This is a genomic window from Kribbella sp. NPDC002412, from assembly GCF_053592935.1.
In genome coordinates, this window is sequence record NZ_JBSFBL010000104.1 from 1 (window position 1) to 15,134 (window position 15,134).

The 15,134-nt window shown below is 69.0% G+C and carries 18 protein-coding genes and 3 pseudogenes; 14 read left to right on the plus strand and 7 right to left on the minus strand.

The window, feature by feature from the left end; all coding sequences use genetic code 11:
• Window positions 1-252: 2-phosphosulfolactate phosphatase (locus tag ACWCOV_RS40210; RefSeq protein ID WP_449834639.1), on the plus strand; the 252-nt coding region annotated here is incomplete at its 5' end.
• Window positions 253-405: 153 nt separating this feature from the next.
• Window positions 406-1,611: an MFS transporter gene (locus ACWCOV_RS40215; protein ID WP_449834640.1), complete on the plus strand. Its 1,206-nt coding sequence runs from the start codon at window positions 406-408 to the stop codon at window positions 1,609-1,611.
• Here the strand turns inward: ACWCOV_RS40215 and ACWCOV_RS40220 are convergent.
• The gene (locus ACWCOV_RS40220) at window positions 1,598-2,416 is read right to left on the minus strand and encodes a DUF6597 domain-containing transcriptional factor (protein WP_449834641.1); all 819 of its coding nucleotides are present in this window, start codon (window positions 2,414-2,416) and stop codon (window positions 1,598-1,600) included. The genes ACWCOV_RS40215 and ACWCOV_RS40220 overlap by 14 nt on opposite strands.
• Window positions 2,417-2,473: 57 nt before the next feature.
• Here ACWCOV_RS40220 and ACWCOV_RS40225 point away from each other — a divergent pair, with 57 nt between their 5' ends.
• The 4 genes from ACWCOV_RS40225 to ACWCOV_RS40240 all read left to right on the plus strand — a co-directional run bounded on the left by ACWCOV_RS40225 (window position 2,474) and on the right by ACWCOV_RS40240 (window position 5,337).
• Complete coding sequence (locus ACWCOV_RS40225) at window positions 2,474-2,959, plus strand: VOC family protein (protein ID WP_449834642.1); 486 nt, start codon at window positions 2,474-2,476, stop codon at window positions 2,957-2,959.
• A gap of 337 nt (window positions 2,960-3,296) precedes the next feature.
• On the plus strand, window positions 3,297-4,577 hold the full coding sequence (locus tag ACWCOV_RS40230) for an adenylosuccinate synthase (RefSeq protein ID WP_449834643.1): 1,281 nt from the start codon (window positions 3,297-3,299) through the stop codon (window positions 4,575-4,577).
• Window positions 4,578-4,657: 80 nt separating this feature from the next.
• Entirely contained in the window at window positions 4,658-4,933 is a 276-nt protein-coding gene (locus tag ACWCOV_RS40235) for a hypothetical protein (protein ID WP_449834644.1), read from the plus strand.
• Window positions 4,930-5,337 carry a PIN domain-containing protein gene (locus ACWCOV_RS40240; protein ID WP_449834645.1) on the plus strand — a complete coding sequence of 136 codons (408 nt, stop codon included), beginning with the start codon at window positions 4,930-4,932 and terminating at the stop codon, window positions 5,335-5,337. Before ACWCOV_RS40235 ends, ACWCOV_RS40240 begins: the two co-directional genes overlap by 4 nt.
• Window positions 5,338-5,363: 26 nt before the next feature.
• Here the strand turns inward: ACWCOV_RS40240 and ACWCOV_RS40245 are convergent, their stop codons facing one another.
• Window positions 5,364-7,406: a protein kinase domain-containing protein gene (locus ACWCOV_RS40245; RefSeq protein WP_449834646.1), complete on the minus strand. Its 2,043-nt coding sequence runs from the start codon at window positions 7,404-7,406 to the stop codon at window positions 5,364-5,366.
• A 116-nt stretch (window positions 7,407-7,522) separates the two neighbouring features.
• Here ACWCOV_RS40245 and ACWCOV_RS40250 point away from each other — a divergent pair, with 116 nt between their 5' ends.
• The 4 genes from ACWCOV_RS40250 to ACWCOV_RS40265 all read left to right on the plus strand — a co-directional run bounded on the left by ACWCOV_RS40250 (window position 7,523) and on the right by ACWCOV_RS40265 (window position 9,462).
• Window positions 7,523-7,843, plus strand: a complete 321-nt coding sequence (locus ACWCOV_RS40250) for a DUF1330 domain-containing protein (RefSeq protein WP_449834647.1) — start codon at window positions 7,523-7,525, stop codon at window positions 7,841-7,843.
• Window positions 7,844-7,920: 77 nt separating this feature from the next.
• The gene (locus tag ACWCOV_RS40255; protein ID WP_449834648.1) at window positions 7,921-8,523 is read left to right on the plus strand and encodes a DJ-1/PfpI family protein; all 603 of its coding nucleotides are present in this window, start codon (window positions 7,921-7,923) and stop codon (window positions 8,521-8,523) included.
• Window positions 8,524-8,785: 262 nt separating this feature from the next.
• Window positions 8,786-9,052 (plus strand): hypothetical protein, encoded by a 267-nt coding sequence (locus ACWCOV_RS40260; RefSeq protein WP_449834649.1) that lies wholly within the window; start codon window positions 8,786-8,788, stop codon window positions 9,050-9,052.
• A gap of 74 nt (window positions 9,053-9,126) precedes the next feature.
• Entirely contained in the window at window positions 9,127-9,462 is a 336-nt protein-coding gene (locus tag ACWCOV_RS40265) for a hypothetical protein (RefSeq protein WP_449834650.1), read from the plus strand.
• Here the strand turns inward: ACWCOV_RS40265 and ACWCOV_RS40270 are convergent.
• Complete coding sequence (locus ACWCOV_RS40270) at window positions 9,455-10,156, minus strand: SDR family oxidoreductase (RefSeq protein ID WP_449834651.1); 702 nt, start codon at window positions 10,154-10,156, stop codon at window positions 9,455-9,457. The two genes, ACWCOV_RS40265 and ACWCOV_RS40270, sit on opposite strands and share 8 nt — an antisense overlap.
• Before the next feature lie 91 nt (window positions 10,157-10,247).
• Between ACWCOV_RS40270 and ACWCOV_RS40275 the strand changes: the two genes are divergently transcribed.
• Window positions 10,248-10,838, plus strand: a complete 591-nt coding sequence (locus ACWCOV_RS40275) for a TetR/AcrR family transcriptional regulator (RefSeq protein WP_449834652.1) — start codon at window positions 10,248-10,250, stop codon at window positions 10,836-10,838.
• 20 nt (window positions 10,839-10,858) lie between these two features.
• On the opposite strand, the pseudogene ACWCOV_RS40280 reads toward ACWCOV_RS40275, so the two are convergent.
• The 3 genes and pseudogenes from ACWCOV_RS40280 to ACWCOV_RS40290 all read right to left on the minus strand — a co-directional run.
• Window positions 10,859-11,077: pseudogene (locus ACWCOV_RS40280) on the minus strand (glycoside hydrolase family 88 protein); the annotation flags it as partial.
• A 73-nt stretch (window positions 11,078-11,150) separates the two neighbouring features.
• Window positions 11,151-11,231 (minus strand): annotated as a pseudogene (locus ACWCOV_RS40285) (hypothetical protein); the annotation flags it as partial.
• The gene (locus ACWCOV_RS40290; protein WP_449834653.1) at window positions 11,198-11,467 is read right to left on the minus strand and encodes a hypothetical protein; all 270 of its coding nucleotides are present in this window, start codon (window positions 11,465-11,467) and stop codon (window positions 11,198-11,200) included. The pseudogene ACWCOV_RS40285 and the gene ACWCOV_RS40290, both read right to left, overlap by 34 nt.
• Window positions 11,468-11,647: 180 nt before the next feature.
• Between ACWCOV_RS40290 and ACWCOV_RS40295 the strand changes: the two genes are divergently transcribed.
• Complete coding sequence (locus tag ACWCOV_RS40295; RefSeq protein WP_449834654.1) at window positions 11,648-12,859, plus strand: alginate lyase family protein; 1,212 nt, start codon at window positions 11,648-11,650, stop codon at window positions 12,857-12,859.
• A 51-nt stretch (window positions 12,860-12,910) separates the two neighbouring features.
• Here ACWCOV_RS40295 and ACWCOV_RS40300 read toward each other — a convergent pair whose 3' ends face one another.
• Window positions 12,911-13,729 carry a siderophore-interacting protein gene (locus ACWCOV_RS40300; RefSeq protein WP_449834655.1) on the minus strand — a complete coding sequence of 273 codons (819 nt, stop codon included), beginning with the start codon at window positions 13,727-13,729 and terminating at the stop codon, window positions 12,911-12,913.
• Between the two features lie 112 nt (window positions 13,730-13,841).
• Between ACWCOV_RS40300 and ACWCOV_RS40305 the strand changes: the two genes are divergently transcribed.
• Together ACWCOV_RS40305 and ACWCOV_RS40310 are read left to right on the plus strand one after the other, a co-directional pair.
• Window positions 13,842-14,912: a FecCD family ABC transporter permease gene (locus ACWCOV_RS40305; RefSeq protein ID WP_449834656.1), complete on the plus strand. Its 1,071-nt coding sequence runs from the start codon at window positions 13,842-13,844 to the stop codon at window positions 14,910-14,912.
• Window positions 14,909-15,134 (plus strand): annotated as a pseudogene (locus tag ACWCOV_RS40310) (iron ABC transporter permease); the annotation flags it as partial. The gene ACWCOV_RS40305 and the pseudogene ACWCOV_RS40310, both read left to right, overlap by 4 nt.

Consider the following 15,134-nt stretch of genomic DNA (forward strand, 5'->3'; position numbering starts at 1 on the left):
GTCGAAGATCTCTGGGGCGCCGGCGGATTCCTCAGCGCGCTGGGCAGGCAGGGCATGTCGCCGGAGGCGAGGGCTGCCGCCGCGGCTTACGAGGACGTGGCCGCCGAGCTGCCGACCCTGTTGCACGAGTGCGCCGGCGGCCGCGAGCTCACGCAGTACGGCTTCCCTCAAGACGTCGCGATCGCGGCCGAGGTCGACCGCAGCAACTCCGTGCCCGTCCTCGAAGCCGGTAGGATGAGCGCGTCAACCTGAACGACAAGGTTTTCTGCCCGTTGACATAGCCGGCAGGCGGCGAGCGTCCCCGCTTCCTGCCGAACATGGACGGTTGTAGGCGGACTCGACGGACCGGTGAAGCTGGACGCCCACGGTCGGTCCCCGCCCCTTCGGGCAGCGGAAGGTCTCACCGTGCCGGCACTCACCGGACGGATCAGCACGCCGACTTCCAGCTACGCGGCGGCGCTGCGTACTCCCGGGGCGTGGAAGTTCTACCTGGCGGCCGCACCGGCTCGCATAGGTCTCGCCATGACCAGCCTGGGCATCGTCTGGCTGGTCCACGGATCCACCGGCTCGTACGCCGCGGCTGGGACTGTGACCGGTGGATTCGCGGTCGCAGAGGCTGTGGCCGGTCCACAGGTCGCCCGACTCATCGACCGCTTCGGTCAGACCCGCATGCTGCCGATCACTCTCGTGGTGCATGCGGCAGCGGTCGCCGCGCTGATCGGCCTCACGCTCAGCCACGGACCACTGTGGTCGCTCGTCGTCGCCGGCGTTCTGACAGGCGGGTCGCTGCCCCAAGTAGGCGCACAGACAGGTGCTCGCTGGTCACATGCACTCCGCGGCTCACCTCTCTTGTCCTCCGCCTTCGCACTGGAGGCATTGGGGGTCGGAGTCGCCTTCATGGTCGGCCCGGCGCTCATCGGGACGGTCAGCTCGCTCAGCAGCCCGGTGGTCGGGACTGCACTTGCCACGAGCCTGGTGCTGGCTGGCGGCTTCGCACTGGCGCTGCAACGCAGTACGGCGCCACCGCCGGCGAAGCGCGATGACGCCAAGGACCCGGATCGCCTGCTGCGCAAGGCATTCCTGGCGTTGGTGGCCACGAACATCGGGATCGGCATCTTCTTCGGCAGCATGCAGGTCGCCGTCACCGCGTACGCCGTCGACCGCGGCACACCGTCACTCGCCGGCCCGCTCTACAGCATCACCAGTCTGGTCGGCCTGGCCGCTGGATTCGCGTACGGCGCAAGGCGTTGGCGCATGCCCGCGCGCAGCCAGTTCCTGCTCGCGATGACCGCGCTCAGCATCGGCACGATCCCGTTGCTGTTGGTCGAAACCCCTTTGGCGGTAGGGATCGCGCTCGCACTCCCCGGCTTGGCCATCGCGCCGATTCAGACGCTGTCCGCCGTACTGGCCGAGTCGGAGGTGGAATCCGCCGTGCTCACGCAGGCCTTCACCTGGCTGAACTCGGGGAGTGCGGCTGGTATCGCTGTCGGCGCGGCCCTCGCCGGCCGAGTCGTCGACGCCCACACCGCCCAGCACGGGTACGCCGTCGCACTACTGGCCACGGTGCTCGCGGCCGCGATGGCGTACGTGGTGAAGGTCAGCGGTAAGTGATCTGACGTTCGGCGGCGGCCCGGGCGGCGTACTCGGCCGGGGTCAGGCCGATCTGCTGCTTGAACTCTTTGGAGAAGTGGGCCTGGTCGAAGTAGCCGAGCGAGGCGGACAGCTCCGCCAGCTCGGTTACCTCGCCCTGCGCGAGCAGTTCGGCGCCGTCGTGCAGGCGATAGCGCCGCAGCACCCACTTCGGGCCGACTCCGACGTACCGCCGGAAGAGGCGTTGCAGCGTGCGGATCGGGATGCCGAACTGCTCGGTGATCTGGTCCACCCGCGCCACCGAACGGTCCGCCGCCATCGCGGTGACGATGTCGCGGACCAGCTCGTACGACGGGTCCGGCGGCGCGAGGTGGTCGCGCAGGAACGCCTCGAACACCGCACGGCGCCGTACGTCGGACTCCTCGGCGAACATCAGGTCCGCCAGCCGGTCGCCGTCCGGGAACACCGCGGTCAGCGGCAGCCGCTGGTCGCGGAAGGAAGCCACGTCGAGCCCGGTCACCGCACCGAAGCCGCCGGCCCAGAACTTCACCCCGAACGCCCGGCCCCGGCCGACCAGCTCGCGCTCGAACTTGCGTGTGCAGACCCCGTTCACGAACCCGCCACCCGGCTGCTCGAACGTCACGTTGACGCTGGGGAACGGCAGCACCTCGGCCGTGTACGGCTCGTCCAGGTCCCACTCGACGATCCAGTACCACTCGACGAACCGGCCGACCTCCGGCCCGGCGGCGAGCCGGCTCAGCGACCGGTGCCGGGCCTGCTCCCGCGGGTGCAGGATGCCCTTCTCGCTGTCCGGCGGGATGCTCAAATCGCCTGTCGCTTTCTTACAAGACCGGTACGGCGGCGGCCACGTTGACTGACTCTCATGACGACGAACACGGTAAACCCCATCCCCGACGGTTATCACTCGCTGACGCCGTACCTCGCCGTGCCGGACGGCCCGAAGGCGATCGCGTTCTACCAGTCGGTGTTCGGGGCCGAGGTGATCAGCCGGCAGGACCTGCCGGACGGGCGGGTCGGGCAGGCGGAGCTGAAGTTCGGGAACTCGATGCTGCAGCTGAGCGACCAGATGCCGCAGCTCGGGCTGCGGGCGCCGAACGGCGAGTGGGTGCACTCGTCGCTGGTGCACTACGTGCCGGACGTGGACGCGACGTTCGCGAAGGCGGTCGAGGCCGGGGCGACGCCGGTGGAGCAGGTCCAGACGTTCATGACCGGGGACCGGTACGGCACGGTGATCGACCCGTTCGGGCACCGCTGGGCGATCCTGACGAAGGTCGAGGACGTGTCGCGCGAGGAGGCCGACCGGCGCGTGAAGGAGTGGCTGGCCTCGAACCCGGAAGACCTGCAGTAGAAGGCGTTCCGTCGCATCCGGTCGTGTCCGGAAACGAGGAAGCGGCCCGCCGGAACCGTCCCCTGCGGCAGTTTCGGCGGGCCGCTGACTAAGAGTGTGCACGCGATCACGGAAAATGGCAACCCGTTACGTGATGAAACACCTACTTCAAGTGATCGTTTCAGTCCTGTGGACGGTGATCGAGCGGTCGGCCGGGGTTCCGGTAGGCTTTGGTCGCAAGAGCCTGGATGCGTCGCCGGATGAATGTCCGGTGAACGTCTCCGGGCTTCACCGTTTCCAGCGTTGGCTGCCGCGGCGTCGTGAGGTCGTCGGCCGGCGCGTGAAGAGGAGGGCTGAGATGCCCGCAATCGTGCTCGTCGGCGCCCAGTGGGGCGATGAGGGCAAAGGCAAGGCGACCGACCTGCTCGGCAACACGGGCGAGGTCATCGACTACGTGGTCAAGTTCAACGGCGGCAACAACGCCGGCCACACGGTCGTGATCGGGTCCGAGAAGTACGCGCTGCACCTGCTGCCCAGCGGCATCCTGACCCCGGGGGTCACCCCGGTGATCGGCAACGGGGTCGTGGTCGACCTCAGCGTGCTGTTCGAGGAACTGGACGCGCTGCAGGCCCGTGGCGTCGACACGTCCCGGCTGGTGGTGAGCGCGAGCGCTCATCTGATCCCGCCGTACAACCGGACGCTGGACAAGGTGACCGAGCGGTTCCTCGGCAGCCGCCGGATCGGGACCACGGGACGCGGCATCGGGCCGACGTACGCGGACAAGATGAACCGGATCGGCATCCGGGTCCAGGACCTGTACGACGAGAAGATCCTCGAGCAGAAGGTCACCGGCGCGCTGGAGCAGAAGAACCAGCTGCTGGTGAAGGTCTACAACCGTCGCGCGGTCGAGATCGCCGAGGTCCTGGACGAGCTGCTCGGGTACGCCGAACGCCTCAGGCCGATGGTGGCCGACACCAGCCTGCTGCTGAACAAGGCGCTGGACGACGGCAAGACCGTGCTGATGGAGGCCGGTCAGGCGACCCTTCTCGACGTCGACCACGGGACCTACCCGTTCGTCACCTCGTCGAACGCGATCTCCGCGGGCGCGTGCACCGGCTCCGGCATCCCGCCGACGCGGATCGACCGCGTGATGGCGGTGGTCAAGGCCTACACGACCCGGGTCGGCGAGGGCCCGTTCCCGACCGAGCTTCTCGACGCCGACGGCGAGTGGTTGCGGCAGCAGGGCGCGGAGTTCGGTACGACGACCGGCCGGCCACGCCGGTGTGGTTGGTACGACGCGGTCATCGCGCGCTACGCCGCCCGCGTGAACGGTGTCTCCGACTTCGTCCTCACGAAGCTGGACACGCTCACTGGGCGCTCGACGATCCCGGTCTGCGTCGCGTACGACGTCGGCGGCGTCCGGCACGACGAGATGCCGATGACCCAGACCGACTTCCACCACGCGGTCCCGGTCTACGAGGAGTTCGACGGCTGGACCGACGACATCTCCGGCTGCCGCAGCTTCGAGGACCTCCCGAAGGAGGCCCAGGCTTACGTCCGCGCCGTCGAGTCCCTCAGTGGCGCCCGCATCTCCGCCATCGGCGTAGGCCCCGAACGCACCCAGATCGTCCAGCTCTGACCGCACGGCGAACCGCCGGGACGCTCTCGGCGGTTCGCGCCGGTCATACCGCGGTCATACCGCGGTCATACCACGGCTGCATGGCGGTGAAGAAGAAGACCCTGTCCTTCGACGAAGAGCTGTGGGCAGCCGTCGAACGCCGGGCTCGGGAGGCGGAGACGACACCGTCGGCCTACGTGAACGAGTTGGTGGCGAAGAGCGAACGCCTGTACCGAGGTCTGGAAGCGGTGTCGGACTGGGAGTCGGAGCATGGTGAGCTGACGGCGGAGCAGCTCGACTGGGCGGATCGGGCGCTGGAGGAGGCTCGGCGCGAGGCGGCCGACGACGGTGCGGCGGACGAGGGCCCGACGGCGTGACGCAGTTGGTCTACGACGCCGGCGCGCTGATTGCCGCCGAGCGCGACGACCCACGCCTTTGGGCGATCCATCTGCGGGCTCTGATGCGCGGTGTCGAGCCGAGCGTGCCTGCCGCAGTGCTTGCTCGGGTCTGGCGAGGTCACAAGCAGCGAGGGCTTCGGAGGCTGATCGACGGTTGTGACGTGGTGCCGCTCACCCAGGACCTGGCCACCCGAGTCGGCGAGTTGCTGGCGGTCGCCGATCGGGCTGATGTGGTCGACGCCCAGGTCGTGGCCTGCTGCTTCGAGTCGGCGGCGACTTGTGTGACCTCGGACCGAGGCGACATCGCGCACCTCGCGGAGGCCGCGCGCAACGGTGCATGGCGTGGCAACTCCCGGTGGAAGGTCCCGATCATCGCGCTCTAGGCGAGACGTGCACAGGTGCTCGTCCTTCACCGGCCGATGAAGGGTAGGTCTCGGATGAAGGGGGCCTGGCGGAGGTCTTCGAGGGTGGGGCGGGTGTTGATGTTGGGGGTCTCGATGGGGGTGCGGGCCCAGGTTGAGCCCTCGCCCTGGGTGGCGTTGTAGAAGGTCAGGCCGCCGAGGGCCAGCAGTGCGGCGGCGACGGTGGCGGACAGCCAGCGTGGGCGGAACGCGTTGCGGGCCGCGATGTGGGCTCCGCGGCGGAGCGAGCTGCCGCCGGGGCCCCACCAGGCGAAGAAGAGCGCGGTGAGCGCCGCGCTGCCGAAGCCGACGGCTGACAGCGGCTGCCACTCGACGCCGTTGGCCACACCGACCACTCCGGTGACGATGCCTCCGACGACGACTCCGGTCAGGAGCGGCAGGATCAGGCACGGCAGGGTGATCAGCGCCGAGGTGACCAGCTGGAGCGGAGTCGATGCCGCGGCCACCACACCGTCAGAGCGCCCAGACCGGCCGCGCAGCTGGCGTCGACGCATCAGTGCAGTGCTGGAGCGGTCGACCGTACGCGCGATCACAAACAGCACGATCGCCACGAGCGAGCCCAGGCCCGGGTAGAGCGCTACGAGTCCAGTGAGCGCCACCATGAAGCCGACGACCACGGCCGTGCGCTTGCCGGTGGCGGGAGCCCGCTGCGGCTTCCCGTCGTACGGGTTGGCCTGGTACGGATCCCTGCGCTCCGGCGGCTGGGGAGCACGCTGCTGATACGGTTCCGGCGCCGGGCTCTGGTACGGCGCAGGAGCCGGGCTCTGGTAGCCAGCGGGATACGGCGTAGGGGCGTAGCCGGGAGCGCCTTGGTAGGGGAGAGGCATCGCGGCCGGAGCGGCTGCGTTCGGCGCCGGACTGTACGTCGCCGGATGCACCGGAGCCCCCGCCAAACCGCCGACAGCGCCACCAGCCGCACCGCCGACTACCGCACCGCCGGGCACCGCGCCACCAGCCGCCGCTGCAGCCGCTGCGGCTTTGCGATTGGCCGCGGCATCGCGGAGCTTGTCGCGGATCGGAGCAAACGCGGACAGCGGTGGGATCACCGAGGGCACGAGCTGCGCCACATCGGCCGGCGAAGGCTCCCCAGAGCCCTCCTCCTCCGGCATTACCCGAGTCATCTGCGCAGTAGGCGGACTGAGCTGAACAGTCGGCGGAGCAACCACCAGCGTCGGCTTGTCTCGCGGCACGAAGGCATCACGCCCCTCGGCGTACCGGTTGAGGCCAGTCATGATCTCGTCCTGCGTCGGCCGGTCCCGTCGGTCCGGAGAGAGCGCCGCGGCGAGCAGAGACTTCAGCCGCGGGTCCAGCCCCTCCAGATCGGTCTGACCGCTGTGCACTCGGGCCAGCACGGCCTCGAACGGTCCCTTGCCGAACGGGCGCCGTCCAGTCGCCGCAAACGCGACCGTGGCTGCCCAGCCCCACCAGTCCGCGGACTCCGACACCGTCTCGCCCTCGATGAGCTCCGGTGCGAGGTAGCCCGGCGTGCCGATCACCAGGCCGGTCTGGGTGAGTCGCAGGTCGTCAGCGGCCTGGGCGATACCGAAGTCGATCATCACCGGGCGGCCGTTGAACATCATCACGTTGCCGGGCTTGAGGTCGCGGTGGATCACGCCGGCGGTGTGGATCGCCTGCAGCGACTCCGCCAGGCAGCCGGCCACCGGCAGCCACTTGCGCGGCGTCAGCGGTCCCCGGTCGTCGACCTGCTCGTCCAGCGGCCGGCCCGGGACGAACCGCGTCACCAGGTACGGCTGGTCGCCTTCCAGATCGTGATCGAGGATGCCGGCCACGCCTGGGTGGTTCACTTTCTGCAGCGTGGTCGCTTCGCGCTGCAGCCGGGCGCGAGCGATCGGGTCGTGGGCGACGTGCGGCCGCAACACCTTGAGCGCGACCTCCTGGTGCTCGGGCCCTTCGGCCAGGTAGACGACGCCCATGCCACCCTGCCCGAGCCGCCGCACCAACCGGTACGGCCCGACCCGTTCCTCCACCTCCTCCACCGGCGTGGAAGAAGGTCCCCCTGTCGCTGACATGCCATCTACGGTACGTCGGCAGCAGACCAATCCGGCCCTGATGACGTCAGAGGTAATCGTCTTGATGCACCGAGTGCCGGAGCCTTGTCGTATCCCGAGGAGCGAGGAGGCTCACCATGAAGCACTACGCGATCGCGAATCTGCGCAACGTCCGCCTCGGCGCGGGCATCACCGAGTACCTCGAGCGCATCGACGCCACGCTGGCGCCGTACGACGGCCACTTCATCGTGCACGGTGGTCAGCCGGAGCACATCGAGGGCGCCTGGGACGGTGCGCTGATCGTGATCGAGTTCCCGGACTACGCGAGCGCCCGCGGCTGGTACGACTCACCGGCGTACCGCGAGATCCTGCACCTGCGCACCGACAACTCGGACGGCGTCGCGATGCTGGTCGAAGGCGTCGACCGCACGCACAAGGCCACTGACGTACTGGGCTGAGGCCGGTGGCCGAATCCTTGCGAAGGGCGGCCAACCGGTCACTGGTCGTGGGTACGGCGAAACGGTTGGCTGAAGGTATGCGGATCGAGATGCTGGTGTTCGACGGGGTCGACGAAATGGATGTGATGGGCCCGTTCGAGGTGTGGAGTCACGCCGCGAAGCGGACCGAGCTCGAGTTGGTGCTGGTCGGACTGGACGGGCCGGTCGAGGTGACCGGGCTGCACGGCCTGCAGTTCAAGGCACCCAAGGGACTCGGTGCGCCGGACGCGCTCTTCGTCCCGGGCGGCGGCTGGCTGAACCGCGCCGAGAAGGGCGCCTGGGCCGAGGCCAGGCGCGGTGTGATGACCGCCCGGATCGCCGAGCTGGCGCCGCAGCTCCGCTTCCTCAGCTCGGTCTGCACGGGCTCGATGCTGCTCGCCGAAGCCGGGCTGGTGAAGGGCCGAGCGGTGACGACGAACCGCAACGCCTGGTCCGAGCTCGAGGCGTTCGGCGCGGACGTGAAGACGAACCGCGTCGTCGACGACGGCGACCTGGTCACTGCCGGCGGCATCACGGCCGGCATCGACCTCGCGCTGCACGTCGTCGAGCGCGAGTTCTCCGCCGAGGCCGCCGACGGCATCGCGGCCACGATGGAGTACACCCGCGACCGCGACTTCTATCTGGTTGCTGCAGGCAACTGACGCCGGAGCAGCACCCCGCGGCTGCCGCGTTTCCGGAGCAGCCCGCCGGACAGATTCTCCAGCCGGGGTGGAACGAGCTCGATCTCTTCCTCGACCGACCACGCCGCCGAGCTCGCCGGCTTCCAGTGCCACGAACAGGTGGTCGGTCGGGAACCGGTCGAGCAGGCTCAGGTCCTGGCCGTAGTACAAGACCTCGATCAGCAGGTACGCCGACCCCGTGAGCCGAGCCGTGGTGGCGAGGTCCTCGAAGCTGTGTGGATGGATGCGGACGTCTCCGCTCACGTTCGATCGCAGCCGTTCCAGCAAGCCCTCGTTCGGCTCGGTCGCGTCGACGGAGTACCCGTCGGCCAGCAGCCGCTGCGTCAGTGCGCCCTCGTGCGCGCCCACCTCGATCACCCGCCCCGCAGCGGGATCGAAGTGCCGCCGCAGCCACTGGACCGTCGCGTCCAGCCGCGCCTGCTCGTACGGCGAGTCCGCGACCTCGACCGGGTCGAGTACGACGGACGGCGCACTCACCGCCATCGTGTAGCGGACCGAGCCCTCGACGGCGGCCGTGAGGTCGAGGGCCCAACGACCATGCGTAGTCCGGGTGTCCGACGGGTGATGGGTCCAGACGGTGAACGGCACCGCGCCGGCCTCGCGGGCGATCGCCGCGGCCGCAGTCGCCGGCGAGAACGGCTTGTCGCTCTCGCCGGAGCTGGCCTGCAGTGCTGCGATCGCCGCGAGCCGGCCTTCGAGCGGCACACCGGCGGGCAGCTTCAGGTAGATGCCGCGCTCGGCGGCGAGCAGGTGGACCTCACGGCCATGGGCCGGATCCAGGACGGACAGGAAGTCGGTGACGGCATCTTCGGGACGGACAACGGCGAGGACGTCAATCATCCTGGACCAGCTTACGCAACGTCCTTACCGAAGGTTGTCGAGCGTGTGTCGATCAGTTGACGAGTTGCGGGTAGGCCGCCGTCAGGTCCTGGGACACCAGCGCCTTGGCGCCGCGGGCGGTGTCGTCGGCGAGCACCTCGTGTGCACCTGACTCGATGCCGTCGAGCGCCTGCTTGGCGATGTCCTCGGGCCGGGACTTCGGTGCGTCGACCGCGGTCACCATGTCGGTGTCGACGTACCCCATGTGCAGGCCGGTGACGCCGATGCCGCGGTTGAGCAACTCCAGCCGGATCGCGTTGCTCTGCAGCCAGAACGCAGCCTTGGTCGCGGCGTACGCGCCGTGCAGGGCGACCCAGGACAGCGCCGAGTGCGCGTTCAGGATGTGACCGCCGCCGTTGCGCTCGATCACCGGGACCAGCGCGCGGGTCAGGTTGAGCGGGCCGAAGAAGTTCGCCTCGAAGACGTCCCGGACGGCCTCGATCGGGGTGTCCAGGTAGGTGTCCGGCGAGCTGGCGCCGGCGTTGTTGATCAGGACGGTGACGTCCGGGACCGCCGCGACCAGGGCGTCGATCGAGGCCTGGTCGGTGATCTCCAGCGGCAGCGGCACGACGCGCGGATCGCTGCTCGGCTTGGGGTCGCGGGCGGTGGCGTAGACCTTCGCGACACCGCGGTTGAGCAGGTCGTCGACGATCGCCTTGCCGATCCCGCGCTGGCCGCCGGTGACGAGGACGACGGCGCCTTCGAGTGTGGTCATGTCAAAACTCCCAGGAGTTGGAAACCGATCTGTTTCCACCAGCGTAAACCGATCGGTTTCCTCAGGCAAATCCACCCGGTACTCTCGTTGCATGACCACCTCGGCGACACCCCGCGAGCGGCTCCTGGACGCCGCGGGCGAACTCTTCTACCGCGACGGCGTCAGCATTGGTGTGGACGCGCTCTGCAAGGCGGCCGGGGTCTCGAAGAAGTCGATGTACCAGCTGTTCCGCTCCAAGGACGAGCTGATCGCGGAGAGCCTGGCCAGCCGCGGCCCGTCGTACCAGCGGCTGCTGCACCCGGGACCGGAGGACGACCGACCGGCCCGGGACCGGATCCTGTCCGTTTTCGAGCGGCAGGACAAGATGGCTGCTGAGGGCAACTATCTCGGGTGCCCGATGGTGAGTACGGCGGTCGAGCTGAAGAACCCGGAGCACCCGGGCTCGGTCGTCGCGCGGCACTTCAAGCAGCAGTTGACCGACTTCTTCCACCGTGAGCTGGTGAAGGCGGGCGCGGACGACCCGGGCACGCTGGCGATCCAGCTGACCATCATCTTCGACGGCGTCAGCGCTCGCGCGGTCGTTCGGGCGCAGCCCCTCGGTGGGGTCGGCGTCGCCACGGCCGCCGCGCTGCTGGACGCCGCCGGCGTGCGCTCCGGCGAGCTGGCGACCCAGGCGCGCTGACGCCCGGGCCGCCTTGGCGGTCAGCTCGCCAGTGCGGCCAGCTCCGCGCCGGCCAGCAGGAACGCGCCGACGCCGAAGTCGGCGGTCGACTCGTAGTTGACAGGCTGGCTCGACTCGGGCCGGTCGCCGACCTTCTGGACGTAGCCGAGGAAGCCGTCCGAGTGCACCGCGGTCGCGACCATCCCGTTCCAGGCCCGGGCCGCGAGCGGGAGATAGGTTGCGGACGGCAACAATCCGGCCCGGACGGTGTACGCCGATCCGGGCGAACGGCGGCATCGCCATGTGCAGCGCGTCGCACCACCACCAGTCGTCGATCTTCGTGGTGTCGACCATCCGGCGCAACGTGTCCGTTGCCGCCGTCAACTTGTTCGGGGACGGCTCGAGGTCGTACAGGTCGAGGTAGGTCTGGATGCAGTTGTGGTTGTCGGCGCCCGGGCCAACCCGTTGTCGCCGGAGTTGCTGTGGGTGGCGATCCAGTGGTCGGCGACCCGCCGTACCAGGGCGATGATCTCGGCGCGGGGCGGCAGGGTGCCCGGGGGCGGGGCGGCGACTGCGGTGGTGGTGACGGAGGGTAGTGCCGGGGCGGCCATGACGGCGGTTCCGAAGGTCAGGAACTGGCGTGGTTTCATGGGACAACACCTCACTTTGTTCCACGGACGATGGGACTTTTCGGCAGGTTGTTCCGTTGTGAAATTCCTGCTCGCTGGGATATTGACCTGCTCACCGTCCGTCGTCAAACTTTCGCAAAGACCCTGCGCTAGTAGGGGGAAGCGCAGTGTCCTACCGCCCCGTAGAACAGGACATCCGCCATGCGAAAGAAGACACTGGTCTTGGCTGCTGCGTGTGCCGCGCTGGTTGCCGGGACCCTCAGCAGCCCCGCTGTTGCCACTCCGAAGGCCGAAACTGTGGCTGAAATCATGGCTCCACAAGCGCCCGCCGTGTTCACGCATCCCGGTGTCGGTGTGAGCCGGGCGCAGCTCGACTTCGTCCGGGCCAAGGTGCAGGCCGGCGCGCAACCGTGGACAGACGCGTTCAACCAGGCCAAGAACAGCAGTTACGGGTCGTTGAGCCGGACGCCGAAACCGCGAGCGGTCGTCGAGTGCGGCCCGTACTCGAACCCGAACCTCGGCTGCACCGACGAGCGCCAGGACGCGATCGCGGCGTACACCGACGCGGTGCTCTGGTACATCACCCGTGACGATCGCTACGCCCAGAAGGCGATTCAGCTGATGGACGCCTGGTCGGCGACGATCCGCGACCACACCAACAGCAACGCGCCGCTGCAGACCGCGTGGTCGGCGTCGTCCTGGCCGAAGGCCGCCGAGATCATCAAGCACGTGTACGGGAACTGGCCGAACTCGGGCCGGTTCGCGACCATGCTGCGCAACGTCTACCTGCCCGAGATCATCAACGGCTCCAACTCCAACGGGAACTGGGAGCTGACGATGACCGAGGCCATCCAGGGTATCGGCGTGTTCCTCGAGGACCGGGCCGTGTACGACCAGGCGATCTCGCTCTACCGGGTCCGGGTGCCGGCCTTCGTCTACCTGGAGTCGGACGGCCCGCTGCCGAAGACGAAGCCGAGCCAGAACCTGAACACCCGCGAGAAGATCATCGCGTACTGGCACGGCCAGGAGACGTTCGTGAACGGCGTGACGCAGGAGACCTGCCGCGACTTCACCCACACCGGCTACGGCATCTCGTCGATCTCGCACGTGCTGGAGACGTCCCGGATCCAGGGCATCGACCTGTACCCGGAGTTCGGTGAGCGGCTGCGGCACGCGCTCGGGTTCCAGGCCCGCTGGGAACGCAACCTCGAGCCGGTGCCGTCCTGGCTGTGCAAGGGCACGGTGAACCGCGGGCTCGGCCCGATCACCGAGGTCGGGTTCAACGCCCTGCACACCCGGCTCGGGATCGCGATGACGAACACCCAGGCGATCACCGAGTCCCGGCGTCCGGCCGGGAGCAACAGCCTCTTCGTGGCGTGGGAGACCCTCACCCACGCGGAGAACCCGTCCTGAATTTCACTGCCTGCGGCCGGGGAGTGCGGAGCTCCTCGGCCGCGGCGCCGATCAGATCTGGGCTTCGCCGCGCTTCCAGTAGCCCTGGAACGAGATCGCGCTCTTCGGCATCCCGGCCACATTGACCAGGTGGCGCCGTACCGACTTGATCATCGACGACTCGCCGGCCACCCAGGCGTAGTCGGCGTCGTACGGGAGCTCGGCGGCTTTGAGTGCCTCGAGCAACGAAGTCTCGCCGGTCACGACCCAGGTGACGTCGGCGGCGCCGGGGGTCGGCAGCGGGCGGGCGTCGCGGATGTCGGGCACCTCGACGAACACCGTCGCGTGGACCGCGGCCGGCAGTTGCTCGAGGATCCCGGCGAGCGCCGGCAAAGCCGTCTCGTCGGCGACGAGCACCCGGCGGATGCTGGTCGCCGGCGGGACGTAGTCGACGCCGGAGTGCAGCAGGCCCTTGGTGCTGCTGGTGTCGACCGCGAACGGCAGGATCAGGCCGAGCTGGTCACCGGGCTCGGCCTCGCTGACCCACGCGGACGCGGGGCCGTTGACGCCGTGCAGGACGAACTCGATGTCGATCTCGGCGACGTCCGGACGGAGCGCCCGAACGGTGTAAGTCCGCATGATGAAACGCTCGTCAGCCGGTTGCGCGCACCACTGGGTGTACCAGTCCGGGCCGACCGGGAGCTTGAGCTCACCGCCGTTCGGCGGCGCGAGCAGGACCTTGATCCGCTGGTCCGGGCCGGCCGTCACGGCGTCGGCGATCCGCGGTGCGACGAAAGTCACGCGCCGCAGGTGCGGGCTGAGGTCGTCGACCGCCGCCACGGTGGCGAGGACCGAGTCGAACACGATCGGCCGCTCGAGCACAGTCGTCATTCGTGTTTCTCCATAAACCTTGCAGGGGGAGACTCAGATGCGGACGCGTGGACGACCGGGTTATTCTGAGGCGTCTAGAGGTTAGCCTTACCTAAGAGGATCCCAAAGTCCAATGCCCCCGCCCACTGCTGTGGCCGAGTCCACAGGTCCTGACGCCGCTGTGCCGACGCGTCCGCGGCGGACCCGGCGGGCCACACTCCTCCTCGGGTTGTTCGGCTGTATCGCCCTGCTGGTGCTGGTGACGTTGCTCAGCATCGCGGTCGGTTCGAAGCAGATCCCGCTGTCGACCGTGTTCGATGCCCTGCGCCACTACGACGACGCGAACACCGATCACGTGATCATCCGGTCCCTGCGGGTGCCGCGGACCGTGATCGGGCTGCTGGTCGGCGCGGCGCTGGGTCTGGCGGGTGCCTTGATGCAGGGCGTGACCAGGAACCCGCTGGCCGACCCGGGCATCCTCGGGGTCAACGGCGGCGCTGCCCTTTTCGTTGTCGCGGGCATCTACTGGTTCGGGTTGTCGACGCTGACGGCGTACGTCTGGCTGGCGTTCGCCGGCGCGGCCGCGGCCTCGGTCGCGGTCTACCTGCTCGGGTCGCTGGGCCGGGAGGGCGCGACTCCGGTGAAGCTGGCGCTGGCCGGTGCGGCGATGACGGCGATGCTCGGCTCGCTCACCACGGCGCTGCTGATCGGTGACGTCGACACCTTCGACCAGTTCCGGTTCTGGGCGGTCGGATCGCTGGCCGGCCGGGGTTCGGACATCGCTCTGCAGGTCGCGCCGTTCATCCTGATCGGGATCGTGCTGGCGCTGGTCTCCGGCCGGGTCCTCAACGCGCTGTCACTCGGCGACGAGGTCGCGAAGTCGCTCGGCCAGCGGGTCGGGCTGGCGCGGTTGTTCGTCGCGGTGATCGTCGTACTGCTGTGTGGCGCCGCCACCGCGGCCGCGGGACCGATCGGTTTCATCGGGCTGACGATTCCGCACGTGGCCCGGCTGGTGACCGGCCCGGACTACCGCTGGATCCTGCCGTACTCGATGCTGCTCGCGCCGATCCTGCTGCTCGCCTCCGACGTCCTCGGCCGCGTTGTCGCCCAGCCCGGTGAGCTGCAGGTCGGCATCGTCACCGCGGTCATCGGCGCGCCGTTCTTCATCGCGCTGGTACGGCGCCGGAAGCTGGCGGACCTGTGACGACGACAGCCGAGGCAGTTCAGGTCATCACCCGGGCCCGCGCGGTCCGGCAGGCCCGCTCGTTCGCGGTCATCGTCGTCCTTGCCGTCCTCGTCTTCGCGGCCTTCTGCGTCTCGCTGTCCCTGGGTGACTTCAAGATCCCGGTCGTCGACGTGGTGAAGACGCTGTTCGGCGGCGGCGACCGCGCGACCGAGTTCATCGTCAACCGGCTTCGGTTGCCCA